We start from the raw sequence: 26,944 nt of genomic DNA on the forward strand, positions 1-26,944 counted from the left end.
CGTAAACATTACTGAAAGAATTATAGGTAACCTGAACCTACTTGTCAAGCTATCCCGTCCTATTCATTCTTTCCTGAAGTACGGAGTTCATAACAGTATATGCTTGTTCTCTTCCCGTCAGATACGAATTATATCAACAAAAAAAAGGGACCCGAATTATATCGGGCCACCTTGTGTCATTTTTATGACAGAATTTGAATCAATTTCATAACTCAATTCTTATTTCACTTGTGCGCCATTAGGCATGTTGTCTGGTACTGTAGCAAGTGTAAGCTGGTCGCCATGCGATGCTGCAAGGATCATTCCCTGAGACAGTTCACCACGAAGTTTCACCGGTTTGAGGTTGGTCACACAGATGACTTTGCGTCCAACCATCTCTTCTGGCGAATAGAACTTCGCAATTCCAGATACAACCTGGCGCTGCTCATAACCCAGATCGAGCTGCAATTTCAGCAACTTATCCGCTTTTTTGACCGGTTCACAGGCAATGACTTGCGCGACACGCAGTTCAACTTTGGCAAAATCGTCAATACCGATCTCTTCCGTACCTTCAGGTGCGGTTACCGGTTCAACAGGTGCTGAAGCTCCAGCATCTGCTTGACTTGCTTCAGGCTGTGCTGCTTTTTGGCCACCAGTCATTGCTTCGGAAATATAAGCAATTTCCTGTTCGGAATCCAAACGTGGGAAGATTGGATCACCTTTTTGCAATGCGTTTCCAGTTGGAACCAGACCCCATTGCTTGGCTGTATCCCAAGCCGTAAGTTCACCTTCCTGAATGCCGAGCTGTGCCCAGATTTTATGAGGAGCACGTGTCAGGAACGGTTGCAACAAGATGGAAGCAATTCGCAAGCTTTCGATCAGGTGAGCCATAACGGATGCCAATTCATCACGTTTTGCTTCATCACGAGCCAGCGCCCATGGCTGCGTCTCATCAATATATTTGTTGGTGCGGCTGACAAACTGGCTGATCGCTGTCAGTGCTACGGAAAACTGCAGGTTTTCCATCGCCTGTTCCACTTTTTCCACCGTAGCATGGCCTGCTTCTTCCAGCGAAGCATCAAATTCCGTTACATTCGATGCAAACGCAGGGGCTTTGCCTTCAAAATATTTGTCTACCATGGCAACGGTACGGTTCAACAGGTTACCCAGATCGTTCGCGAGGTCGGAGTTAACACGCTCTACGAAGCTCTCCGGTGTAAACGTACCATCGGAACCAAACGGTACTTCACGCAGCAGGTAATAACGCAGTGCATCGAGACCGTAACGGTCAATCAGAGTCACTGGATCAACGACATTACCTTTGGATTTGGACATTTTGCCGTCCTTCATCAACAACCAGCCATGTGCAAACACTTTCTTCGGCAAAGGCAAGTCCAGCGCCATCAACATAATTGGCCAGTAGATCGTATGGAAACGAACAATTTCTTTCCCTACCAGATGAACATCCGCAGGCCAGAACTTGTTATACAGGGATGCATCGGATGAACCGTAGCCCAGTGCTGTAATATAGTTGGACAACGCATCAATCCACACATAAACCACGTGTTTTGGATCGCCTTTAACTTTGACGCCCCATTCAAATGTAGTCCGCGATACGGCCAAATCTTCAAGACCTGGCTTGATGAAGTTGTTGATCATCTCGTTCTTACGGGATTCCGGCTGAATAAAGCCAGGGTTCTCTTCATAATATTTCAACAAACGATCTGCATATTTGCTCATACGGAAGAAGTAAGATTCTTCTTTGACCAATTCAACCGGGTGTCCGCTATCCGGGCTCTTGGCCGAGATAATCTCACCCTTCTCATTTTTCTCTACATCCACCAGTTGAGTCTCTGTGTAATACGTCTCATCCGGAATGCTGTACCAGCCTTCGTACTCACCTTTGTAGATATCTCCCTGTTTCAGCAAACGGTCAAAGATATCCTGAACAATGGTTTTGTGACGCTCTTCGGTTGTACGGATAAAGTCGTCATTGGAAATGTCCAACTTGTTCCACAGTTCCTTGATCCCCACAACGATATCGTCGATAAAAGCTTGCGGTGTCTGTCCTTTCTCTTGTGCCTTGCGCTCAATCTTCTGGCCATGTTCATCGGTTCCTGTCAGATAATGAGCATCATAACCGCGTAGACGCTTGTAACGAACCATCGCATCTCCCGCCACAGTTGTATACGCATGCCCAATATGCAATTTGTCACTCGGATAATAAATCGGGGTTGTCAGATAAAATGTTTTTTGGTCAGCCATGAATGACTTCTCCTCCTTCAAATGTTCCTGCTTCATGTGATCCCTTCGTCCAAAACAACTAAAAAAGAACACAAAAAACTCCCGCCCCTATGGGACGAGAGTTGCTCTCACGTGTTACCACCCAAATTCCCCATGTTTTTCGCAAAACACAGGCTCTGTCGGTCCTTCGACCGCCCATTAACGCTGGATCACGCCTCAGCCTTACGACAGCAGCTCTGAAATCACTGTCTGCACGCTCGAAAGAGGTTCCTCCGGGACCATATTCCATCCTCCTCCCAGACCGGTTCTCAGCTCATCCGGCTCTCTGCACTGGGGGTGTGTCTGTACTTATCCCTTCACTGGAAATCATATAGAAGTTGTTCAAAAAGTTAAAACTAGACTTTTTGAACTCGCATATATAGGAAAAATATACTGAAATGCGGACCCCTTTGTCAAGTGGACAGCATACTCAAGTTCAATCCTGGCCTGCTTCCAGGCCACCCGAATACTTCAGGCAACATCGTTACTCTGATACCATCATAGACTTTTCCGCCTTTGGTGGCACCAGATCTACACCGCCTGGATGAAACGGGTGGCATTTGGCAATACGTTTCGCTGTTAACAACGAACCTTTGAGCGCACCGTGCACTTCAATCGCCTCCATGGCGTAAGCCGAACAGCTCGGATAGAACCGACATGTTGGCGGCGTCAATGGAGAGATATAGTTGCGGTACACCCTAATAGGTGCCTGAGCTATTCTACGCGATAACTTCATGGTCAGTGCTTCCCATGAGCGTGTTGATGTCCAGACGCCGTTTTGGCCGGCGCATGCTCAGCACAGTCCTTGCAATATCCAAATACCTCGAACTTGTGATCCACAACCTGAAATTGCTCAGGCGCATCCGCAAGCTGCATCGGGCAAAAAATAATAGGATATGTCTTCTGACACTTCAGACAGATCATATGATGGTGATGATGATCTTCACTACAGTGCGCTTTGAATTTAACGCCATCTTCGAAGATGACCTGTTCCAGTACACCCAGTTCCTGCATCACCCGCAAATTACGATATACTGTGTCAAAACTCAGTCCGCTGTAAGTCTTACCCATATATTCATAGACGTCCTTGGGTGTAAGATACCCGGGAGACTCGGCAAATAACCGGGCCAGTGTTTTCCGCTGATCGGTAATGCGAAGCCCCTGTGAGGACATGGTTGAAATAATCTGTTCTGTCGACAGCATGATCTAAAGCACCTCCTGTCATACGAGCATTTTGCATCATTCATAGAGCGACAGTTTATTCGGCAAAAGCGAAAACTTTTGCTTTCTTGTATACCTCTAATAATGCATCAAATTACGATTAGAGTCAACGAAGACACCGGGTTAGGTCATTCCAACATCACATAAAAAGGACTCCATGCACATGCATTGCCATTAGTCTAGCTTGAGCTAATGACATTACATTTTGATGGAGTCCCTTCCTGACGGTTCAGATGATCAATCGTTCGGGCGACTTTTGGGGTGAACGGGTATATATGATATAAGCTTTCACTCCAAACCGTCCGTGCATGTTCATGATATTACTTTTCAGCCGGAAGCGGCGTGAACAGCAGGTTAACAGGCAAGTTACTTCCTGGTGCCGCCGAGAAGAGAATGGTTACACTCTCGCCGTACGAACCTGTGCGATACATTACGCTTTGCTCATTAGGTGCAGTTACAGATTTACCTGTGGAAATCTGAACGACCTGTCCATTCACGAGTGCCACACCTGAATATCTGCCTCCACGAGGGTTGAATGAAATCAACGTGCGCGGAGCAACATTATTCAATGTAATTTTGTACAATACACCGAAGTTACCTGCGTTGGACGCTTCAGTGAAAGCCATAGGGTCCGTTCCTACAAGGTTTGGATCACTTGCATTGTCTCCAAGTGGAAGACGTGCAGGTTTCGACCCTACTTCTTGATCATACGTAATGATCCGTGTTGCATTTGGATAGGTACCACGGTTGTGAACTCCATCACGATCCAGAACCGGCAGGCTCGACAACACTTCCATCGGGTCCTTGTTTTCTTCAATCATGATAATGTTGTAATCCAATTCATAGTCACTGAATACATCCGAATACAAGGAAATGACTTGTCCCTGTTTCATCGGAAGAACGCTCAGATCATTAAGAATCAGCTTGCTTTCTCCTGGCTGGATGTACACTTTCTTTTGTCCGGTACCATTCTGCATGGACTGGAACCAACGGTCAATGGACAACTTTCCAGCTACCGTTGCAAAAGGAGACGGTCCTGCAAAACCCATGTTTTGCTGGTCAATGGACGCCGTGTATGCATTGTTATTTGTCGCTACAACATACATTTTCACGTTTTTGCCCGTGTTGTTCACATGGTGAATCATGAAGCGTGTCTGTCCAAAGGAAGATTCCTTGTACACAATACCTTCCGTATTCACGGTTTCCGGGCTGTTACTGCGGATCAGCAGACTTGGTTCATCATAATAAGTGAAAGGTACTTTCTCCAATGCCGGTACTCCACCACCGTCAAAAGTGAACTTCTCACCGACTGGTGTGAACAATTGATTGAAGTCAGTCACACTATAAAGTGTTTCTCCCGTAATATTGATCATCTTGGTATAGCTATCGCTAGCACCATGTTTATCGGTAACTGTAATCGTTACGGTCTTCGGTCCTGGAACAAAGAATGCAAGTGCATTGTTATCCCATTCGGTTTTAACAATTGCGTTCTCATCATCTGTGCTTTGATCAATATAAGTGATTTTCTCACCCATTTTGTATTCTTCTTTATCTGTCGTAAACATCGCGACAGGAGGCAGATTCGGTCTTTCAACCTTAATCGTAACCGAATACGGATCGCTCCATTGACCACTTGAATCCTGGACCGCATAGGTTACTGTGTATACACCTGGTTGGTCGAATGAATCCTGACGGCCTGTCCAACGCTCATCTACAATGCTGAGTCCCTTGGGAGAGCTGGATCTGGTTGTGTAGGTTACCTGGTCTCCGGCAAAAACCTCTTTTTGTACCGTGAAGCTTGCCACCGGTTTGGTACTCAGATTCAATACAACCGTTTTGGCAGATTGATTTACTCTATACGTAATGTCCAGAGCCTGTGTAATTGAAGTCAACGGCACCATGAACGTATTTTTTTGTTGATAAGCCGCGCCCTTCATCGTTCTGGACACACCATTAACGGTATAGATCTTGCTGTTTGTTTTGAAACGCAACTCATCTTCACCACTAATAATGATCGTTTCTTTAGTTGTGTTATCATATTTGACATCATAGCCAACCCGATCAACGAGAGCACGGATCGCTACATAGGATACACCATTTTTTACAGCCATCGGCTGTCCAGCAAGATACGTTTTGCCATCTTGCATCATTTTATTACTGTTCATATAAAGAGTGAGGTCTCCACCCCTGCCTCCAGCAACAGATGAACCACCTGTAGATGGTTGCTCCACTTCTACTGGTGCAGGTGCTGGTGTTTCCTCAGCTGTACCTTCTTCGTCCGTCGGTTCAATTACCGGCTCAACAGGAGTCGCGTCTGTTCCTGTAGGAACATCTGTCTCAGGGTTCACTTCTTCAGTTGTTTCATTATTTGATGTTGGAGTGTTTGTTCCGGATTTCACTTCGGATTCCGCGATGGTCTGTTCTTTCTTCACAACCTCCACGGATTTAACTTTGGCTGTATTCACTGATGTAGTATCGCTCTGATCTGCTGATTGTGCATTGGCAGGAATCACTGCAAACGCCTGAAACACAGCAAAAGCGGTAAGTATGGACAATTTCTTCTTCAAATTCATTCTTTGTCTTTGGCTCCTTCTGCTCCCATTTTATAAATATCCCCCTCAAAAAGTCATATTATTAGACGCTTGGAACCGGGAAAAGTTGCTAAAAAGTTAAGAGGAGAATTGTAAACTTTTAATAGAAGGAAAATACTATGAAAATAGTTATCTATCAATTATCTTTTTGGCATCCATATCCCAAAATTAACCAATAGAAAATTCCAACAAAAAAATCTCTCCAGGAGATGGTCAATCAGCACCATATCGCAGAGAGATGTAAGGATTGAATAGGTCTAGCGCAAACGGACAGGCAGACTTCCTGTTGGTTGCAGTCCACCGGTTAACACATGGGACAGTACCCGAACAACTGCAGGTGTATTCTCATATGTACATACATAACTACCCGGCCTTGAGATCTCCAGCAGATCATATGGATTGCGTAGAGCAATTACAATCAGCGAATGATTTTTACTAAGCTTTTCAACCAAAAACTGTTGCCCTTTCGGAAGATGACCTGCCGATGTGTACGTACATACGATAACTTGTTCACTATCTGACACATCAGCCAATATCCGATCTGTTTCATCATAAGTGGGCTGCGTTGTAATTTTGTGCTCACGAACTCTGCCTCGCAGCTGCGATAACGCCATACCCAACGATTCTGTATGGGACCATGGTTCATCCACCTCTGTCCGTTGCACAACCTCAGGCCAGATGACATATACGCCCTTCTCTGGGTCCAACGGCAACAGCCCATCATTATGAACGATGGTAATACTGCTTGAAGCAATCTTGAACAACGTCAATTCGTTGGGCTCAGTGGGTTTAGTGCAATCAACAGGTTCAACATCGGTTGCTTCGACCGTTTCACTCGCTTTCGGCGAAACAAGATGATCATTCTGCTGCCCACAGCGCTTTCTTTTCCATGTCATAATGCGTTTAACCGCCTGATGAATAACCTCTTCCGAAATGCGCCCCGTTCGAACTGCTTCGTATATGCCTTCCAGCGCAGCAACCTGATCTTGCAAGGTATGACTCACCAGAATCAGATCTGCTCCTGCTTCCACAGCACGAACAGCAGCTTCAGCTACCCCATATGGCTTGGATATCGCATGCATTTCAAGACAGTCTGTAATAATAATGCCTTCAAAACCCATTTCCTCACGTAGCAGACCCGTTAACACCTTATGCGACAACGTTGCCGGAATGGGCTCGGGCTCAATCGAAGGGAACATCACATGAGCTGTCATAATAGCATCAACTCCGGCCTCAATCGCCTTGCGGAACGGTAACAACTCCATCTGTTCCAGCCTGTTTCGATCATGAGGTACCGTAACCATACCAAGATGAGAATCTACAGCGGTATCTCCGTGTCCCGGAAAATGTTTGGCAGTAGCAGCTATGCCCTGTGATTGATATCCGGTGATGGCTGCTATGCCATGAGCGGCCACACTTTCAGCATGTTCACCATACGAACGCACACCGATAACCGGGTTAAGCGGGTTGTTATTCACGTCGACCACTGGCGCAAGGTTCATATCAATACCGATGCTTTTTAACTCATGACCCAGAATTCGAGCACACTCCAGTGTATATTCCGGATTTCCTGTCGCACCAAGTGCCATATTACCCGGCACTTGGGTCATTCCCTCTTGGTCAATCCGTGCAACCATGCCACCTTCCTGGTCCACCGAAATCATGAGTGGTAGGGCTCCCGCTTCAGCAGCCATATCTTGCAGTTCGGCGGACAGCCGTGTCAATTGATCTACACTTTCGACATTACGCCGGAAATAAATGACGCCGCCGACGTGATAGTCACGGATTAAGCGAGTAATCTGTTCATCTGCGTGCTGACTGTGAAATCCACACATCAACAATTGTCCTACCTTTTGCTCCAATGTCAGATCATTCAAGGGTTTCATTCGACCTCTCCTCCCGTTTCCCTTGCTACTACAAACCCAATTGTTTACTCTGCCTGTACTCGGAGGGTTTCATGTGGAAGTGTTTATGAAACACCTTGGAGAAGTACCGGCGCTCCTTGAAACCTGTGGCTTCCCCAATCGCTGTAATGCTCCATTCGGTTGTACTCAACAATAAAGCGGCACTTTCCATCCGTTTCTGCGTCATATATTCCACAAAAGTAACACCCATTTGGGTTTTAAATAGCTGGCAAAAGTATCCCGGGCTGATTCCAAGCCAATCTGAGACTTCATCTATTCCCAAGTCCTGTTGCAGCCGTGCGTCCATATACTCACATGCAGAGAGGATCAGTTCCGATACAGAAGGACGTGGTTGCGTTTGTTTGCCCTGAGAGGCATGGGCAACAACCTCTGCAAGTTCAAGGAGTTCCCTCATGGATACAGCCCCTTGCAGTGCATTCCAAAAGTTCACTTCGTGTTCTTCAGCGAGGGCCTGTACCTCACGCAGTTCCCGAAGCATGTGTACAAGCATAAACCGAAGATTGGTTTCATCTATCCTGTTGAAGGATTGTCCTGAATTCCCCATTTGCTGTTTAAGCCGCTCCAATACATCACGTAACCCCTGCTTGTTCCCTTGACGAATCCACCGAGTAACAAACTCCAGATCTTCTCTTGTAATCCATGAGTTAGCCCCTTTGGTGGCCGTATGATCATACGATAAGGTGGTTTCGGGACAACCTGCCTTCAGCACCTTGTCTTCACTCTCCGAATGGGACATCAGTATTTTTTGACAATGCCGGTATCGCTCCAGAATTTTACTTTCCAGGTTCACGGGCACAGCATCCTGAACAATCCTAACCTTCACACTTGAATCCAGAGACAATATCACATTTAATTCGAGACACAGTTGATGGGCCAGTTCCTCTGAGCGACGTTTCCACTCACCTGATGCCTCCAGCAGGATGCACCACTCCCCTTTGCGGGTCGAAAGAATCTGACAGTCCTCCGTAATTCGATCTGCCACTTCCCTAAGTCTGGAAATTACGGTCTCATGCCATCGTTGATGCTGAAGCTCGGACCAGCCGATCGAATGGCGAAAATAACCGACTGCATCCACCAGCAGCAACGTATACGGTGCAGTAGTTGTTATGAATTCAGGAACAGAGGAAGGATAGGCAACCTTCAATGGTGCTTCTCCTCGCAACAGGTCAATCAACTGTTTGTGTCTGATCCAGCTTTCCATCTCTTGGCTGCGATAACGTTGCGATTCGTTTTCCAGACGTCTCTTCTGGATCTGCCCGGCAAGCTCACGCAGTTTATGTTCCAGATTCAAATAATCAATTGGCTTACATATGTATTCATGTACGTTATACTTGATAGCGGTTCGAGCATATTCAAACTGCTGATACCCGGTCAGTAAAATAATCTCACACGTTTCACCCTGCTCTCGCAGTAAACGAATAAGTTCCAATCCATCCATAGACGGCATTCGAATATCACACAAGAGAATGTCCGGATGACTTTCTGTTACTTTCCCCAGCGCTTCTACACCACTTCTCGCTGTACCTGTGATTTCAATCCCCATCTCTTCCCAGGGTAAAATGTAGTTCAGATTCTCCAGAATCGGCAGCTCATCGTCGACCAGCATTGCAGTCAGATTCATCCGGCTTCCTCCTGCTCATATAATGGAATGATGCATCGAATAACTGTGCCATACCCCGGTGCTGAACATATAAATATGCCATACCCGGCCCCGTATTGAATACGAATTCGATCTGCCACACTTCGTAATCCCAATCCCCTGCGTTCCGTTATGGACGATAATGATTCCGCCCCTTCCGCGAGCATATCTTCCGGTGGATCTTCTGCCATATACTCAAATCGTGCGAGCATTTCCTGGGGAATACCGATCCCATTATCCTCAACACATAACACCAGATGACCCCGTTCTGCATATGCGCTTATCCGCAGTACACCTGGATAGGTGATCCCCTCAAACCCATGTTGAATGCTATTTTCCACCAGAGGCTGAAGGGTAAGCTTAAGCAGAATTGAGCTGTATAGATGGGGTGGAATGTCAATCTCATAGGTGAACAAATCACTGAACCTGTACTGTTGAATCTCCAGATAACTCTGCAAATGTCTTATTTCCTCACCCAGCGGAATCTCCTCCTGATCCTGAATGCTGATACGAAGCATATTGCCAAGTCTGGTCACCATCTCGCTTACTTTGCGGCCCTCCCCTCGCAGCGCTAATCCATTAATGGATTCCAATGTGTTAAACAGAAAATGAGGTTTGATCTGGGCCTGTAGTACACGCAGTTCCGCTTGGGCCTTCTGCTCTTGCTCTGCCCGAACGCGACGGAATAATCCCCCGATCCGATCCAATAGTTCATTGAACCCTTGCGCAAGCAGCTGCATTTCATCGAATCCTTTTCCTTCCACCCTCGCATTAAAGTCACCATCATCCACACGACGCATAAACCTTACAAGTACAGCAATGTTACCCGTAATGCGATTCATGAAAAAAAGATTAAAGATCATCGCTGCGAGCAGGCATGACAGAATAATGATGACAGACCAACCGGCAAAGGCATTGGTTTCCGCAGATAGGGCTTCCCATGAAGTCACACTGACGAGGCTCCAGTTATAGTTCTTCAGATGATATTGCGAAATGATGCTCTCCTTGCCGTCAAAGACCGTTCTGACACTGCTAAAACCGGGACCGTACCTGCCAGATTCAACACCAAGGTTTTGCATGTTCTCACCGTTATAAATCCCTGCAGGATCATAGACAATCAGCCCTTCTTCGTTAATTAACAGGAACGACGTATCCTGTGCCGAATCGCTGATTTGTAGGTGACGGAAGATCCGGTCGATCTCTCCTTTTTTGATCTGAACAACAAGCACGCCGATATTTTGAAAATAACTGAGTTCTTTGACCAGTCTGATCTGGGTGAAGACAGGCTCTACCCCGGTTAATTCGGGATATTCCAGAGGTGCGAGCCATTTAGGCACGCCATTAAGTTGCTGAATTTCGTTGAATAAGGGATGCACTTTGAATTGCTGAAAAGGAAGGGCTTGAAAGTTTTCTTTGGTGAAAATGGAGACAATCTGGTTATTCTCGGAAGAACGCAAATCATATAAAAAGGCATAACTAATGAACGGATAATTATATAGAAGGGAACGGAAATTGCGCTGGCTGGCATTCAGGGATAACTGATTACCGGTTCCCAGATCCTGCTTGGTCGGATCTTTGGCATTCAACGCCATTTGAAAAACCGATGTCGCTATCCCGTTGTCGGTCACATTGTTAATCTGCTGAAATACATTCTCGATATTGTAGCTGATGGCCTGAAGCGCATATTCGGCCTGTTGATTGTATTTTTTCTCAATCGTATGTGATGTGACCAGAAACATGCCAATGCCTAGTGCACACATCGGTACAATAATCAGCAGCAGAAATGCCAAGGCCAGCTTCATTCGCAAGTTCATATCCCGTTCTCCCTATTAACTGGTTCATGGTATTAACCTTTGACACCACCTGCAGTTACTCCTTCTATAATTTTCTCCTGGAGTATAGCGTAGATCACAAGTACAGGTACAACACTGTATACAATACCTGCCGACATCTGGGCATAGTTCATCTGATATTGATCCCGAAACTGGACCATGCCCACTGGCAGCGTACGCAATTTATCGGTGGATAAAAAATAGTTGGCAAGTAAAAATTCGTTCCAGTTGCCGAGGAAATTAACGATAAAAACCGTAACAATAGCCGGAACGGTAAGAGGTATCACTATTTTAGCAAAGATACCCGGGGCCCTCAAGCCGTCCATGACCGCCGCTTCCTCAATTTCGCCAGGCAGAGAACGCATGAAAGCCGCCAGGATAATAATGGTAAACGGGATCGCATTGGCCACATAGGGCACGATTAATGCCAGATGTGTATCCAATATGCCCATTTTGCGAACAAGCAGATAGATCGGCAGCATAAGTGCATTGTTGGGAATAAGCATGCCCGCCAGAATCAGGCTGTACAGAAACAGGCTCCATCTCCGGTGTCTCATCCGGGTTACGGCAAAAGCAAACATGGCGCCGAGGACAATCGTACACGCCGACGATAAAACCGAAATGTACAGGCTGTTCCAGAAATACGTGCCAATCTTGGCATTCACCCAAGCCTCCACGTAATTGTTAAACTCCCATGTTGTAGGCAAACCGAATGGATTCAGGGCGATTTCATTGTTATCCTGCTTGAAGGAAGAGAAAATTACAAATAAAAAGGGAAACAAAATCGCGATCAAATACAACATTAACAACACATGAGGTATACTGCTTTTTATGCTTTTCGCCATCAATATTCCACCTTCTCGCCCCGCCTCGCCACCAGCAGTTGATACACCGCAGTGAGCACAAGCGTCAGAGCAAAGATCAACACTGCAATGGTATTGCCATAACCATATTTGAAGTTGGTAATCGCATATTTGATCATGTATGTCGCCAGAACCTCGGTGGACCCAGCGGGCCCACCTTTGGTCATGACAATCACGATGTCGGCTGCTTTCATGGCACCTGCGATGGACAACATGATCACCACCGAAATGATCGGTCGGATCAGCGGCAACGTAATTCGCATTGCACGTTGTACTGCCGTTGCCCCATCAATTGCAGCCGCTTCATCCAGATCACGGGGAATCGCCAGTATGGCCGCCAGCACCATGACAATGTAAAATCCCTTCCACTGCCAGGCATTGGTCACCAAGATGGACAACATGGCAAATCGGTTATCCGATAACCAGTAGATTGGATCGATGCCCAGCACATGAAGCATATTGTTTAATAGCCCGATATTGGGTTCATAGATGAAGCCCCATAAAATACCGATAACGGCTGTTGACATGATGGATGGTAAAAAAACAGCGGTTTTATACAGACCTTTCAGCCTTTTCACATTGGCAATTAGAAGCGAAAACAGGACGATTAGGGGTACCTGAATCAGTACCGAAAATCCGATGAAAAAGCCGTTATTCCGTGTGGAAATCCAAAAACGTTCATCGGCCAGTGCCTTCACATAATTGGATAAACCCACAAAACGTGGCTCAGCCGATACCCCATTCCAACTCGTCAGACTGTAATACAGGGAGCTACCAATAGGGTATAGAAAGAACATTACAAACAGAATTAGGGCTGGCATTACAAATAACGTATAGATTAACGGGCTGCGGAGTGAAGTATTCATGGTCAGCCTCCTTCAGTCACTTCAACGATCGCAGTTTCGACTTGAATTGGTTTATTCCACTGAGGCGTTTGCTTCCTCTTGCACCTTTTGCAACTCTTCTGCCATTTTCTCTGGCGTCGTCTGCCCACCAATCAACTTCTGAATCTGCAGATTACTGATCTCTGTCGTCACATCGGCCTGAACGAGTGCATCAAATGCCGGGAACGACGTCTTGGACGCATTAAGCACAGCCACAATTTCTTTCATCAGATCATCGGTAATGCTATCGGTCAGCACTTTCTCGTCCAGCTTCATGGCAGGCAACACACCGTCTTCCACAAGGCCGCGGATCTGCATATCTTCATTGTAGAAATTTTTGATAAAAGCTTTCACTGCGTCCAGCTTCTGCGGGTCATCCGCCACTGCTGCCGAGAATCCGTATCCATTGTTCACATCACGCATCAAAGACGTCTGATCTCCTGCTCCGTTCTCTACCGGAGGCATATTGAAGAATCCAACCTTGCCAATAAGTGATTCACCGCTCTGACCTTCCTTGAATACAGATGACTTCCATGTTCCGTCATACATCAATACCACTTCGCCACTTGTAAATTGCGTGGTATATTCTGCATACTCGAAGCCCAGCTCACCTTTTTTGAAATAACCCTTATCAACCCATTCCTTATGTTTGGCAAAACCTTGCACAACACCCGGATCGGTCCACTTCGCTTCACCTGTTGCAAACTTTGCGGTAATCTCCGGCCCGGCATACCGGGACCACAGATGATTGGTTAACATAAGCGGCACCCAGCCCGCCTTGGATGCGGAAGCAAGCGGCACTTTGCCATCAGCCTTGATCTCAGCCAGTATATTGTCCAGTTCAGCCATGGTAGTTGGGGCTTTCCATCCTTTTTGTTCGAAGTACTCTTTATTATAGAAAAAACCTTCGCCCGAACCGCCAATCGGCAGTCCATATACTTTGCCTTCATACGTAAACGGTTCAAGGGATGTAAACTGGTCCTGAATGCCCAGCTCTTGCAGGATTGGGGTCAGATCAAGCAGCATACCTTCCTTGGCGTAAACTTTGGAATCCGGGCTACCGAACAGTTCAAATATATCCGGCGGGTTACCGGCGGCCATCTCTCCGCGAAGCTTTTCCTTACGATTCACATCGGATTCGACACCATCCAGCGTAAAGGTCAGATTGGGTATCTCTCCCTCCACTTTGTCTACAACATCCTGCAGAATGGCCAGTCTTTTCTGTTTGTCGGCTCCCACCTGTGTGTGGCGGAGAAGCATTTCAACCGGTTCCTTACTTGTTTCCTCCACAGGTGTATTGCCTGCGCCTTGCTGTGGCTCGTTACTTGAGCTTGCACATCCCGCCAAAGTCCATGAAGTGATAAGCAATAATGAAAGCAGTAATGTCATTCTTTTTTTCATCTGGTTGACCCTCCTCAAGATATTGAGCGTTTGGCTTTACACTCTGATTATAAAAAGCCGGAGCTTACATCGTAAGGATGACAATTCATCAATGGAGGGATAAAATCCTTCACTGGACAAAAAACAGCCCCTGCGAAACATGTTCGCAAGGACTGCTTGGTTGATTGTTTTTATTATATAAAGGTCAGATTACTTACCTGAACAAGCCATGCCAGCCGTTTCCTGGCGACCTTGTTCGATCAGGCGATACGCCCGCTCCACTTCTTCTTCACTTGGTGAAGGAACTCCATCCAGTGGATATACTTTACCGAGCGCCTCCCATTTGTAGATCCCCATCTGATGGTATGGAAGAATTTCGAACTTCTCAACGCCATTTAATGTTCCAATAAACCGTCCGAGGTTAAGCAGATCCTCTTCCTCGTTATGAATGCCAGGCACATACACGTGCCGAATCCACATTTTCCGACCTTGCTCCGATAACCACTTGGCCGTTTTCAACGTTCTCTCGTTGGATTTGCCTGTCAACTTGATATGTTTCTCATCATCAATATGTTTGAGGTCCAGCAGAACCAGGTCTGTGTGATCCAACAGATCGTGAATCCGTTCCGGTTCGTTAAACCCGTTGCTATCCAGTGTCGTATGCAATCCCCAGCGCCGCTTCACTTCCTTGAAGATCTCAGCTACAAAGTGGGCCTGTAACGTTGGTTCTCCGCCAGATATCGTGAGCCCGCCTCCGGAGCTGCGGTAGTAGGATAGATACGGCTCAATTTCAGCCAATACCTCCTCAAGCGTCATTTCTTTTCCGCCATCCAACGCCCAAGTATCAGGGTTGTGGCAATACTGACATTTGAGTAGACATCCTTGCATAAAAAGCACAAAGCGGATGCCTGGGCCGTCAACCGTCCCGAAAGTTTCGAGTGAATGAATATGTCCGTTAACCATGCTGCCTCTTCCTTTCTGTATCCGCATCCGCTGTGCGTTTAATATGATTTGGAATACCTTGCTCTAGCGGTCTTCTACTAGCAAATTACTTACATCGAGCCATGGAACGTACGGTTGATGACATCCAACTGTTGTTCACGAGTCAATTTAATGAAGTTAACGGCATATCCGGATACCCGTATAGTCAGTTGTGGATAGCTTTCCGGGTGATCCATCGCATCAATCAATTGCTGACGATCAAATACGTTAACGTTCAGGTGATGAGCGTTTTGACCGAAGTAACCATCCATCATCGCAGTCAGATTGGATTTACGTGTAGTCTCCTCTTTACCCAATGCTTTTGGCACGATGGAGAAGGTATTGGAAATCCCGTCAAGACTGTGTTCATAAGGCAATTTGGCTACCGAGCCAAGGGATGCCAGTGCACCTTTTTTGTCACGACCATGCATTGGGTTTGCACCTGGAGCAAATGGTTCACCTGCTTTACGACCATCCGGTGTAGTCCCTGTTTTCTTACCATATACCACGTTGGAAGTGATCGTCAGAACGGATTGTGTTGGAACTGCGTTACGGTAAGCTTTGTGCTTGCGAATCATGCCCATGAAGTTCTCGACCAGTTCAACAGCAATGCTGTCTACGCTGTCTTCATTGTTACCGTAACAAGGGAAGTCTCCTTCGATTTCGAAATCAACAGCGATGCCTTGTTCGTTACGAATTGGTTTTACTTTGGCATATTTGATCGCACTCAGTGAATCTGCTGTAACCGACAGACCAGCGATACCGCAAGCCATCGTACGTACAATATCACGGTCATGTAATGCCATTTCGATCCGCTCATAGCTGTATTTATCGTGCATGTAGTGAATGACGTTGAGGGTGTTCATATACAGCTTCGCGAGCCACTCCATCATTGGTTTGAAGCGTTTCATAACCTCATTGTAATCCAGCACTTCGCTTGTAATAGCAGGATACTCAGGTCCAACTTGTGCTCCGGATTTCTCGTCACGACCACCGTTGATCGCATACAGGAGAGCTTTTGCCAGGTTGGCACGAGCGCCGAAGAATTGCATTTGTTTCCCGATCTTCATCGCCGACACACAGCAAGCAATACCGTAATCGTCACCGTAGATCGGACGCATCAGATCATCATTTTCATACTGGATTGAGCTGGTTTCGATGGATACTTTACTGCAATAATCTTTGAAAGCTTCTGGAAGTTTCGTTGACCAGAGAACAGTCAAGTTTGGTTCTGGTGCAGGACCCAGGTTGTGCAGCGTATGCAGGAAACGGAAGCTGTTTTTGGTTACACGTGTTTCACCATTCACGGACATACCACCGATGGACTCTGTCACCCATGTTGGATCTCCACTGAACAGTTCGTTGTAATCCGGTGTACGCAGGAATTTGACAATCCGCAGTTTCATTACAAAATGGTCAACCAATTCCTGAGCCTGTTCTTCGGACAGAATCCCTTCTTGCAGGTCACGTTCAATGTAGATATCCAGGAAAGAAGATACACGTCCCAGTGACATCGCAGCACCGTTCTGTTCTTTGATCGCAGCGAGATAACCGAAGTACAACCATTGGAACGCTTCTTTTGCTGTTGTCGCTGGCAAGGAAATATCGAACCCGTGCATATCGCCCAATTGTTTCAATTCTTGCAATGCACGAATCTGTTCAGACAATTCTTCCCGCAGACGAATGACATCTTCATCAATAACATCAACTTCGAGTGCATTCAGTTCGCCTTTTTTGTTACGAATCAGGAAGTCTACTCCGTACAAAGCTACACGACGATAGTCACCGATGATCCGGCCACGGCCGTAAGCATCTGGCAGACCTGTAATAATTCCTGCTTTACGCGCTGCACGCATGTCGGAAGTATAAGCATCGAATACACCCTGGTTGTGTGTTTTGCGAATGTTTGTAAATATATCAATGACGCCCTGTGGCATTTCAAAGCCATATGCCTCACATGCGTCAATCATCATGCGAATTCCGCCTGTTGGTTGAATGGAACGTTTGAACGGAGCATCGGTCTGAACGCCGACAATCTGCTCTTTGGATTGATCCAGATAACCGGGTTGGTGAGAAATAATAGTACCTGGTGTGTTCACATCAACGTCAAGGACACCGCCGTTATCCCGTTCTTTTTTGGTCAGATCAGATACGATCTCCCACAATTCTTTGGTATTCTGGGTTGCACCTGCGAGAAATGCTTCGTCACCGTAATACGGAGACAAGTTGTGTGCCAGAAAATCATTCACATCTACGGATTTGGTCCATGTTCCTTTGGTAAAGTTTCTCCAGCCTGTTTGTTGTTTGACATCTTTTTCAATCACCGACATCGTAATCCCTCCACTAATTTGGATTTCTGGACACATAACATCTTGCTTCATTCGTAGCATTGTGTGCCCAGAGCCGCGATTAATGTGAATTGTTTCACATAAACCGGAACATGTTCTCTCTACTTGGGAACCGGAACCGCGGGATGAATGTTTTTCTTACATTTTCAGTATACGACTTGGGGCTTTCATCATCTGTGATTTTTGTCACAAAGCCAGTGAACTAACTCACTCCACCTGCGCTGTGTCCCATTGACCCCTGTAAATTCACACTTAGCCACTGCGCGGGCAGAACAACTTCCGATCGCTGTTATCCCCGGATTTTTTCAATTTTATATTTCAAAGGGGAAAATCCGGGGATAAAGGCGAACGCTCCGCTTCTTCAGTTTTTTCTGCCCACTCCGTTATTGTGTGAACATCTGGCTCAAACAGCCACGTCACGGATTCCGTGTAACCTCTATAGAACCCGTTGCTCCTCTATGCTCGGAGCAAACCAAATCTTAGAATAAATCCTGAAAAACAGATGCTCGCTCTTCTGTTTTTCTGCCCACTCCGTTATTGTGTGAACATCTGGCTCAAACAGCCACATCACGGATTACGTGTAACCTCTCTAGAACCCGTTGCTCCTCTATGCTCGGAGCAAATCAAATCTTAGAATAAACCCTGAAAAACATACGCTTCGCTCTTCTGTTTTTCTGCCCTCTTCAGCATGGTGTGAACATCTGGCTCAAACGGTCACATCACGGATTACGTGTAACCTCTATAGAACCCGTTGCTCCTCTATGCTCGGAGCAAATCAAATCTTAGATTAAATCCTGAAAAACAGGTGCTTCGCTCTTCTGTTTTTCTGCCCTCTCGTTATTGTGTGAAAGACGGCAATCGGGGCTCCCCTCTCGGGGAACCCTGATCTTCTTGCCGTAAGGCACGCTTCGTTCTAAGTTTATTATTCAAACTTTCCGTAGAAAGCGTTGCGGTAAACATCAGCCAGTTCAGTTACCAGCGGCAACTTCGGATTGGCGGTTGTACATTGGTCTTCGAAGGCACGGTCAGCCAGATAATCGACATGTGCTTCAAAGTCTTTGGCATCAAATCCGATTTCCTGGAACGATTCTTCAATGCCCAATGTTTTGTTCAGTTTGCGAATCGCATTGATGAGACTGGTTACGCCTTCTTCTGTTGTACGAGCAGGCAATCCCAAGATGCGGGCGATTTCGGCATACCGCTCATCCGCTACAAAGTGCGAATATTTCGGGAACGATGCAAATTTGGTCGGTTTTTTCGCGTTGTAACGAATGACGTGTGGCATCAGAATGGCATTGGTGCGTCCGTGTGCGGTGTGATACTGACCGCCCCATTTGTGCGCCAAGCTGTGGTTAATGCCCAGGAATGCGTTGGCAAACGCCATACCTGCAATCGTGGAAGCATTATGCATTTTCTCACGTGCCAGTTTGTCGCCTTGCAGTGCCGATTGCTCCAGGTATTGGAATACCAGTTGAATGGCTTTGATCGCAAGTCCATCCGTATAATCATTTGCCATAACAGATACATAAGCTTCAATCGCATGCGTCAGTACGTCCATACCTGTATCGGCTACAGCCGTTTTAGGCAGGGAGTATACAAACTCCGGATCGACAATCGCTACGTCTGGTGTCAGCTCATAGTCGGCCAATGGATATTTGGTGTTACCTTGATTTTTATCTGTGATAACCGCGAATGATGTCACTTCAGAACCTGTACCCGATGTGGTTGGGATCGCTACAAATTTCGCTTTTACGCCGAGACGTGGATATTTGTAGATCCGTTTGCGGATATCCATGAATTTCTGTTTCAGATCGTTAAAGTCCGTGTCTGGATACTCATAGAACAACCACATGGCTTTGGCAGCATCCATCGGTGATCCACCGCCGAGTGCGATAATGCAGTCTGGTTGGAAGCGGCGCATCATTTCGGTTCCGCGGTCTACCGTTGTTGTGGATGGATCTGGCTCAACATCGGAGAACACTTCGATTGCTACTGGCATTTGGCGTTGACGCAGATAGTGTTCTACCTTTTCAACATATCCAAGCTTCACCATCATGGCATCCGTAATAATGGCCACACGTGTGATGTCAGGCATTTTGGCAAGATACTGTGTTGCCCCTTTTTCGAAGTAGACTTTGTTCGGCACTTTGAACCATTGCATATTCACGGTACGACGAGCCACCCTTTTCACATTGATTAAGTTCACAGCGGTTACGTTGGAAGAAGTCGAGTTACGTCCGTATGATCCGCATCCCAGTGTCAATGACGGCATGTTTGTGTTGTAGATATCCCCGATGGCACCGTGTGTGGATGGTGAGTTCACAATAATCCGTCCGGTTTGCAGACGATCTGCGAATTTGCCAATCACTTCTTCATTTGTGGAGTGGATAACCGAGGAGTGACCCATGCCGCCAAAAGCAACCACTTCTGCTGCACGTTCAATTCCCTCTGCTGCCGTTTTAACTTTGTAACAAGCCAGTACCGGGCTTAATTTCTCAGCCGACAATGGGAATTTGGTACCTACCCCTTCAATCTCGGCCACGAGAATTTTGGTGCCTGCTGGAACTTCAATACCGCACAATTTCGCAATGCTTACCGCAGATTGACCAACAATCGCCGGATTCACCGCACATTTCTCGGCATTAATCGCACCTGCTGTCAATTTTGCTGCTTCATCTTTGTTAACAAAGTAACAGCCATTTGCGATCATTTTTTTCTTCACTTGATCAAAGATGGGTTCTTCAATAATGACCGCTTGCTCGGAAGCACAGATCATGCCGTTGTCGAAAGACTTGGACAGAATCAAATCCGTTACTGCCTGATTAATATCCGCGCTTTTCTCGATAAAGCAAGGTACGTTACCCGGTCCTACGCCCAGTGCAGGTTTACCACAGCTGTACGCTGCACGTACCATGCCTGATCCGCCTGTTGCCAGAATGAGAGCCACATCATTGTGATTCATCAGTTCGTTTGTACGATCCATGGAAGGATCATCAATCCACTGAATACAATCCGCTGGTGCACCATGTTTCACAGCCGCTTCCAGCAGGATTTTGGCAGCTTCCCGGCTACAATTCTGTGCAGATGGGTGGAAACCAAAGATGATCGGGTTACGCGTCTTGATGGAAATCAATGCTTTAAACATCGTCGTTGATGTTGGGTTCGTGACGGGTGTAATACCCATGATGATGCCGACCGGCTCCGCAATTTTCTGGAAGCTTTCATACTCGTTATCTTCAATCACACCTACGGTTTTATCATACTTGATGCTGTGGTACACATATTCTGTTGCAAATATATTTTTGGTGATTTTATCCTCATACACTCCGCGGCCTGTTTCTTCTACGGCCATCTTGGCGAGCATCATGTGTTTATCCAGACCCGCAAGCGCCATCGCTTGCACAATCCGGTCAATCTGCTTCTGGTCCATCTTCATGAATGCGGCGTGTGCTTTATTCGCTTTGTCGATTAACGTTTGAATATACTGACCTGCTGTCGGTTCTTTTGCTGGGGCGACTTCGTTCTTTACAGCCATCTCCCTCATCCTCCTAAAGGTTCGTATTAGTTTGTCTCTCTCGTTTACATTCACATCGTAACATGACATTAAACTTAATTATGTGATTTTTTTCACAAAGTATAACAAATTTAATTTAAGTTTTGTAGTGTCCTTCATACGACCATTTTCACTTCCTATTTAAAATATAGAGCTGTAAAATTCATCCTCTCCATCAAAAGTGAATTTTATCACAATGTTTGAAATTTCGTCATTTTTGCCGCCTTTCCTTCCCCCTCAAACGGTAAGATTAGGTATATACTGAACTTAAAAATTGAACCACCGCAATTTGTACCGTCCTTCCTCCCGGCCGAGATGACCCTGATCAGGACGGCAACGGTTTGCGGCGAACCTCGGAGGCTACTGCTTACTACAGAAGGTCGTCCGATGGACATAAAGGGGAGATAGACTTATGAGAGAACTAACAACTGTACTGGAAAAGCGCGGTAATACTAACTGTTTCTCGGAAGCAAATTTCAACCATCTGCTGGTTACCATGAAAGATAGAACCTATCCGGAAGGTACACATCTGTACTGGGAAGGCGACATCTCTGACAAACTTTATTATATGAAACGGGGCCGTGCCCAGATCACCAAATCCACGGATGAAGGCAAGGAACTGATCATGTACATGTATCAATCTGGTGATATGATTGGGCAGGCTGATCCCTTCTTTGGCTCTAAACACAGCTTCTCAGCGGAAGTATTGGAGGACAGTGAGATCGGTGTACTGGAACATAAAGACCTGGAAATGTTAATCTGCCAGCATTGTGACTTCGCGATCGATTTTATGAAATGGATGGGCATCCACCACCGGTTAACACAGACCAAATTCCGGGATCTCATGTTATATGGCAAACCGGGTGCACTCTGCTCCACCCTCATTCGGTTGTCGAATTCGTATGGTGAGCCTCATGGAGAGCATGTCATTATTCACAAAAAAATTACCCACACGGATCTATCCAATATGATTGGAGCCACTCGTGAAAGTGTAAACCGCATGTTAAGCGACCTGCGTAAGAAAGATGGGATTGAATATGACAATGGCATGATTGTCATCAAAGATCTGAAGATGCTGCAAGGGATCTGTCACTGTGAGCTTTGCCCGAACGAGATCTGTCGTATTTAATATTTGACTATGCTAATCGGATATTGCTTATATATATTTAATGAAAAAAAGCCCAGTTCTCTAAAAAGAGATTGGGCTTCTTGGTATACTTAGGATGCATTGGTCAATTCAAGCTTTACCGCATCACGTGGATTCAATTTCATGTCCAGACCATTTTCCATTAATTCTTTGTCATTCACCATAATGACCCATCGCTCATTCATACGAGGCGTGACATTCTCGACCGAAACGACAAATTTGTTATTCTCCGACATTCTTACAATGCCGCTGGACTTCAACACATCACGAACTGTGCACTCCTGAACGTAGACGCCGGCATATTGACGATTAAGGGTTGGCATAATGTTTCCACCGCTAACCTTGAGTAACGTTGTCTGATATGCAACGCCATCCCCCCCACTGTCAGCGGCTTTTACGTAAATGATCACTTCATCTTTGGCATGAAGCTCCATGTCCCAATCTTCCTGTTCTATATCCTTGCCATTTAATTTGACAGCCCAGCTCAGCGAAGAATCCAGAGAAACTTCACCCACGGATTGAATCCGTTTGCCATCTGCCGTAAAATCAACCAGTCCGCTATTGAGTAATGCTTTTTTGAGTGTCAAACCCTCACTAAAATCTCGCTTAATGGACTTTGTTGCATCAGGCAAAAACGTACTGCCATCTACAGCCACTGTGATTGTATTCGCTGTTTCTGTCTCTTTGACAATTGGCTGCTCAGAAGGCTGTGTCTCACTACAACCAGCCAAGATCGCCAGTAGGAGCAAACATACACCTATGTAACCGGGGATTTTCTTCATCATGTAGGTAACACCACCCTGCGTAAAATCATTCACCCTGTTGTCCATAACCTCTATTATGGCACAACCTTCGGCAAAAAAAAGTGTCAAAGCCGTTACTTTTATAGGGTACCGCCTGCAAATAAGGCTTGTACAAGAAAGAGAGCCTGCACACAGGCTCTCCAATCTAAATTATTTTTACGTTATCATTGGTTACGTTATCATTGGACACAAGCCTGCATGTATGTCCGTCCTCCATCTCCATCTTTCAGATATGGATTAAGCCCGAAGAACTGCTCCTCAGACACATAGACCCCTGTCAGCAATCGCCCTTCAAGTAATCCACCATCCACCTGTACGCAGCATGAAGGTGCGTCTACATACTCCTGATACAACGGAATCTGCCCATATTGTTGATGGACTTTAAATACCTTCCCTTGCTCATGCAAAGGACGTTCCGAGAAATAGGTAGGCACAATGTAACGGGCAATGACATCCAGCTCCTGCACGCTATAAAAGGGTTCATCACCAAGCCATGGTGCAAACATTCGAATCTTCTCATATTGATACCAGACAACCGCCTGAATCAGCATTTCTGCCTGAACCAACCGACCTTCTCCCACATCTAAAGCCAATTGCTTACCACGGATAGTTTCTTCCATCTGAGACATCGTTGAATCAGGTTGTCCCAGCTCACATCCGATACACTTCCAGCCCCTGGACGTTTGAATCCATTTTTGCAGCACCGCCGGAGCTAATTTCGGACCATCGCTGTTCACAGAATGCGTATTCACTTCGGCAAGATCATCCTTAACCAAACGGGAATATGCTGTGCGCTTAAACAACTCTGCAGCTTTTTTGTAAATTAGATGGACCTGAATGGATGCGCTCTCAAGTTCTGCAATATCTTTTTTGCCGTAGCGTACTTCACGGGATAAGCTTTCTTCTCTCATGACAAGTGGGCCTCCTTCGCTCCGGCCGTCTGTGGCCATTTTCTATAGATTATACTACAACTCATGACAACATGTGCATAGCCCAAGAGAAAAACGCCGATCAACATAGTACTTAAGACAAAAACCCCTGATTTCCACAGAAATCAGGAGTCTATGTCATTCATGCAACAAAAGTGGGTGATATTGCTTATGCGTTAGTCAACCCACTGCTCAGCCCAGTCTTGAATTTGATTCATGACAGGCTGGAGCGCTCTACCTTTATCCGTCAGTTCATATTCAATACGAACTGGCGTCTCGGGATAGACGTGACGAACCAGAATACCTTCACTCTCCAGATCTTTCATCCGTTCGGATAACATCTTATCACTCATGGATGGAATCAGATTGGAGATATCCTTGAATCGCTTCGAACCACTCATCAATGTTTGAATAATTAAACCATTCCAGCGCTTGCCCAAAAAAGAAAACGCCGTCTCAAAACGCGGACACATCCGCAAGTCTTGACCTTCCACATTAATCACCTCTTTAGAGATCACTCAAATCAACTTACATTTTGTTAGTATATTTCATAATAACATATTTAAGCTTCAAAGAAAACGCCTGCAACTAAAAAGTTTAAATTTTAGAAGCATATCATCCAAAATGGATCATACATCCCAGTATACATTACACGCTACGTCGTCACCATGGGAAATATCGTATAACTTCCCCATAGTACTATCTTACCCAAAAAGAACCCAGCTGCCACAGTCATCAATGACTCGGAGAAGGGTTCTTTTTGAATAAAACTTATAATTTCCATTACACGATTGAGTTAGCGAATTAGACCAGCACGCCCCCAAATGGTCTTACAGGTTCGCTCTTGCCAAATTCCGGCTTAAAGCTGCGGGCAGGATATGCCCATTTCACAGCATTGCTGATCACTCTTAATATTTCCGGTTTGTAATAGGTCGGATACGTCTCATGACCTGGTCGGAAATAAAAGATTTTACCTTCACCACGCCGGAACGTACATCCGCTCCGGAATACTTCCCCACCCTGGAAGTTGCTCACAAACACCAGTTCATCCGGTACTGGAATATCGAAGAATTCACCGTACATTTCTTCTTTTTCCAATACAATCTTGCCTTCGATGCCATCCGCAATCGGATGAGATGGGTTAACACACCATACAATTTCCTGCTCGTCAGCTACACGCCACTTCAGATCGCAGCTTGTTCCCATCAGCGCTTTGAATGGTTTGGAGAAATGACCTGAATGGAGCACAATCATTCCCATCCCGTTCAGCACTCGCTGCGCAACCTTCTGTGAGATCTCATCGCTTACGCGATCATGTGCCATATGTCCCCACCATATGAGCACATCTGTGGAATTCAGCACTTCATCACTTAATCCATGTTCAGGCTGATCCAGTGTAGCTGTACGAATAGCAAAGCCTTCGCCGCCAAGTCCGTCAGCCAGTGCTCGATGCAGACCATCCGGGTAGACTTCCCTTACTTCATCGTGAATTTTCTCATGGACAAATTCATTCCAAATGGTGACGTTGATCATATTCAATTTCCCCCTAGTGTAGCTCTAAACCCACCACATGTCTCCCAGCGGTTCTTCGATCAATACTTGCTGGAGATTTTGCACGGCTTTAGAGAATCCTTCTTCAACCGACATCAGACCGTCTTCGTGCTCAATACTTACTACATAATCATATCCGACCAGACGCAAGGCACTCATAATATCTGCCCAAGTCTTGTTATCATGTCCATAACCAACCGAGCGGAACTGCCAAGCCCGATCCAGCATATTGGTATAGTCCTGCATATCCGTTACACCGTGTTTGTTCACGTTTACCGGATCAATCGTTGTATCTTTTGCATGGAAGTGATGGATAGCTCCTTCACGTCCCAAGATGTGAATTGCCTGAACCGGATCAATACCTTGCCACCACATGTGGCTTGGGTCAAGATTGGCTCCGATCACTTCACCTGCTGCTTCACGCAGTCTCAGCAGGGTTGCTGGAGTATGAACGGAGAATCCACCGTGCAGCTCCAATCCAACTTTTACGTTACGATCTGCTGCAAATTTACCCCACTCTGTCCAGTAAGGGATCACTTTGTTCTCCCACTGCCACTTCAGGATCTCCTGGAAGTCATTTGGCCATGGTGCAACAGGCCAGTTCGGATATTTGGCATCCTCATGGTCTCCCGGACAACCGGAGAATGTATTCACTACAGGTACTTCCAGCTTCTCAGCCAGTTCTACCGTTTTAACAAAATCATCGTGAAATCCTTTGGCAATATCCTTTTGCGGATGTAGCGGGTTACCGTGACAGCTGAGTGCACTGATTGTCAAACCACGTGATTCCACTGCATTTTTGAAGTTTTTCAATGCTGTAGGATTGCTTAACAACTCATCTGGCTTACAATGTGCATTGCCTGGATGTCCACCTGTTCCGATCTCTACTGCTTTTAATCCCTTGGATGCTACATAATCAAGAGCATCCTCCAATTTACGTCCTCCGAATAGTACCAAAAATACGCCGAGTTTCAAGTGCGATTCCTCCCTGGATTAGATATCGTATGATTGCTGAATTCATGAATATTGAACTGT

The 26,944-nt window shown here is 46.0% G+C and carries 19 protein-coding genes; 1 reads left to right on the top strand and 18 read right to left on the bottom strand.

Annotated elements, in window-relative coordinates; all coding sequences use genetic code 11:
- Window positions 1–219 precede the first annotated feature (219 nt).
- From metG to adhE, 13 genes are all read right to left on the bottom strand, one after another.
- On the bottom strand, window positions 220–2,280 hold the full coding sequence (gene metG / locus MHH25_RS19775; protein WP_340017857.1) for a methionine--tRNA ligase: 2,061 nt from the start codon (window positions 2,278–2,280) through the stop codon (window positions 220–222).
- 466 nt (window positions 2,281–2,746) lie between these two features.
- Entirely contained in the window at window positions 2,747–2,998 is a 252-nt protein-coding gene (yidD, locus tag MHH25_RS19780) for a membrane protein insertion efficiency factor YidD (RefSeq protein WP_017687565.1), read from the bottom strand.
- 2 nt (window positions 2,999–3,000) lie between these two features.
- Complete coding sequence (locus MHH25_RS19785) at window positions 3,001–3,465, bottom strand: Fur family transcriptional regulator (RefSeq protein WP_339297357.1); 465 nt, start codon at window positions 3,463–3,465, stop codon at window positions 3,001–3,003.
- A gap of 338 nt (window positions 3,466–3,803) precedes the next feature.
- Window positions 3,804–6,056, bottom strand: a complete 2,253-nt coding sequence (locus tag MHH25_RS19790; protein ID WP_340017859.1) for a stalk domain-containing protein — start codon at window positions 6,054–6,056, stop codon at window positions 3,804–3,806.
- 275 nt (window positions 6,057–6,331) lie between these two features.
- Complete coding sequence (gene nagZ, locus MHH25_RS19795) at window positions 6,332–7,960, bottom strand: beta-N-acetylhexosaminidase (protein ID WP_340017860.1); 1,629 nt, start codon at window positions 7,958–7,960, stop codon at window positions 6,332–6,334.
- Between the two features lie 28 nt (window positions 7,961–7,988).
- On the bottom strand, window positions 7,989–9,620 hold the full coding sequence (locus MHH25_RS19800) for a response regulator (protein ID WP_340017861.1): 1,632 nt from the start codon (window positions 9,618–9,620) through the stop codon (window positions 7,989–7,991).
- Window positions 9,617–11,452 (bottom strand): sensor histidine kinase, encoded by a 1,836-nt coding sequence (locus MHH25_RS19805; RefSeq protein WP_340017862.1) that lies wholly within the window; start codon window positions 11,450–11,452, stop codon window positions 9,617–9,619. The genes MHH25_RS19800 and MHH25_RS19805 overlap by 4 nt, the downstream gene beginning before the upstream one ends.
- Before the next feature lie 32 nt (window positions 11,453–11,484).
- Window positions 11,485–12,315: a carbohydrate ABC transporter permease gene (locus MHH25_RS19810; protein ID WP_036674968.1), complete on the bottom strand. Its 831-nt coding sequence runs from the start codon at window positions 12,313–12,315 to the stop codon at window positions 11,485–11,487.
- Window positions 12,315–13,199 carry a sugar ABC transporter permease gene (locus tag MHH25_RS19815; RefSeq protein ID WP_340017863.1) on the bottom strand — a complete coding sequence of 295 codons (885 nt, stop codon included), beginning with the start codon at window positions 13,197–13,199 and terminating at the stop codon, window positions 12,315–12,317. The genes MHH25_RS19810 and MHH25_RS19815 overlap by 1 nt, the downstream gene beginning before the upstream one ends.
- A gap of 51 nt (window positions 13,200–13,250) precedes the next feature.
- On the bottom strand, window positions 13,251–14,618 hold the full coding sequence (locus MHH25_RS19820; protein ID WP_036674965.1) for an extracellular solute-binding protein: 1,368 nt from the start codon (window positions 14,616–14,618) through the stop codon (window positions 13,251–13,253).
- Window positions 14,619–14,807: 189 nt separating this feature from the next.
- Complete coding sequence (pflA, locus tag MHH25_RS19825) at window positions 14,808–15,560, bottom strand: pyruvate formate-lyase-activating protein (RefSeq protein WP_036614436.1); 753 nt, start codon at window positions 15,558–15,560, stop codon at window positions 14,808–14,810.
- Window positions 15,561–15,649: 89 nt separating this feature from the next.
- Entirely contained in the window at window positions 15,650–17,908 is a 2,259-nt protein-coding gene (pflB, locus tag MHH25_RS19830; protein ID WP_076327975.1) for a formate C-acetyltransferase, read from the bottom strand.
- Between the two features lie 940 nt (window positions 17,909–18,848).
- Complete coding sequence (adhE, locus tag MHH25_RS19835; RefSeq protein WP_339782901.1) at window positions 18,849–21,461, bottom strand: bifunctional acetaldehyde-CoA/alcohol dehydrogenase; 2,613 nt, start codon at window positions 21,459–21,461, stop codon at window positions 18,849–18,851.
- A gap of 430 nt (window positions 21,462–21,891) precedes the next feature.
- On the opposite strand from adhE, the gene MHH25_RS19840 reads away from it, so the two are divergent.
- Entirely contained in the window at window positions 21,892–22,608 is a 717-nt protein-coding gene (locus tag MHH25_RS19840) for a Crp/Fnr family transcriptional regulator (RefSeq protein ID WP_036614443.1), read from the top strand.
- Window positions 22,609–22,697: 89 nt separating this feature from the next.
- Here MHH25_RS19840 and MHH25_RS19845 read toward each other — a convergent pair whose 3' ends face one another.
- The 5 genes from MHH25_RS19845 to MHH25_RS19865 all read right to left on the bottom strand — a co-directional run bounded on the left by MHH25_RS19845 (window position 22,698) and on the right by MHH25_RS19865 (window position 26,884).
- Window positions 22,698–23,411: a hypothetical protein gene (locus MHH25_RS19845; protein ID WP_017687552.1), complete on the bottom strand. Its 714-nt coding sequence runs from the start codon at window positions 23,409–23,411 to the stop codon at window positions 22,698–22,700.
- 197 nt (window positions 23,412–23,608) lie between these two features.
- Entirely contained in the window at window positions 23,609–24,340 is a 732-nt protein-coding gene (locus tag MHH25_RS19850; RefSeq protein WP_340017864.1) for a hypothetical protein, read from the bottom strand.
- A gap of 194 nt (window positions 24,341–24,534) precedes the next feature.
- Window positions 24,535–24,831 carry a helix-turn-helix domain-containing protein gene (locus tag MHH25_RS19855; protein WP_074096966.1) on the bottom strand — a complete coding sequence of 99 codons (297 nt, stop codon included), beginning with the start codon at window positions 24,829–24,831 and terminating at the stop codon, window positions 24,535–24,537.
- A 331-nt stretch (window positions 24,832–25,162) separates the two neighbouring features.
- Complete coding sequence (locus tag MHH25_RS19860; protein ID WP_017687549.1) at window positions 25,163–25,891, bottom strand: trehalose utilization protein ThuA; 729 nt, start codon at window positions 25,889–25,891, stop codon at window positions 25,163–25,165.
- 24 nt (window positions 25,892–25,915) lie between these two features.
- On the bottom strand, window positions 25,916–26,884 hold the full coding sequence (locus tag MHH25_RS19865; protein WP_036674961.1) for a sugar phosphate isomerase/epimerase: 969 nt from the start codon (window positions 26,882–26,884) through the stop codon (window positions 25,916–25,918).
- Window positions 26,885–26,944 lie beyond the last annotated feature (60 nt).

Source organism: Paenibacillus sp. FSL H3-0457 (assembly GCF_037981725.1).
GTDB lineage: Bacteria > Bacillota > Bacilli > Paenibacillales > Paenibacillaceae > Paenibacillus > Paenibacillus amylolyticus.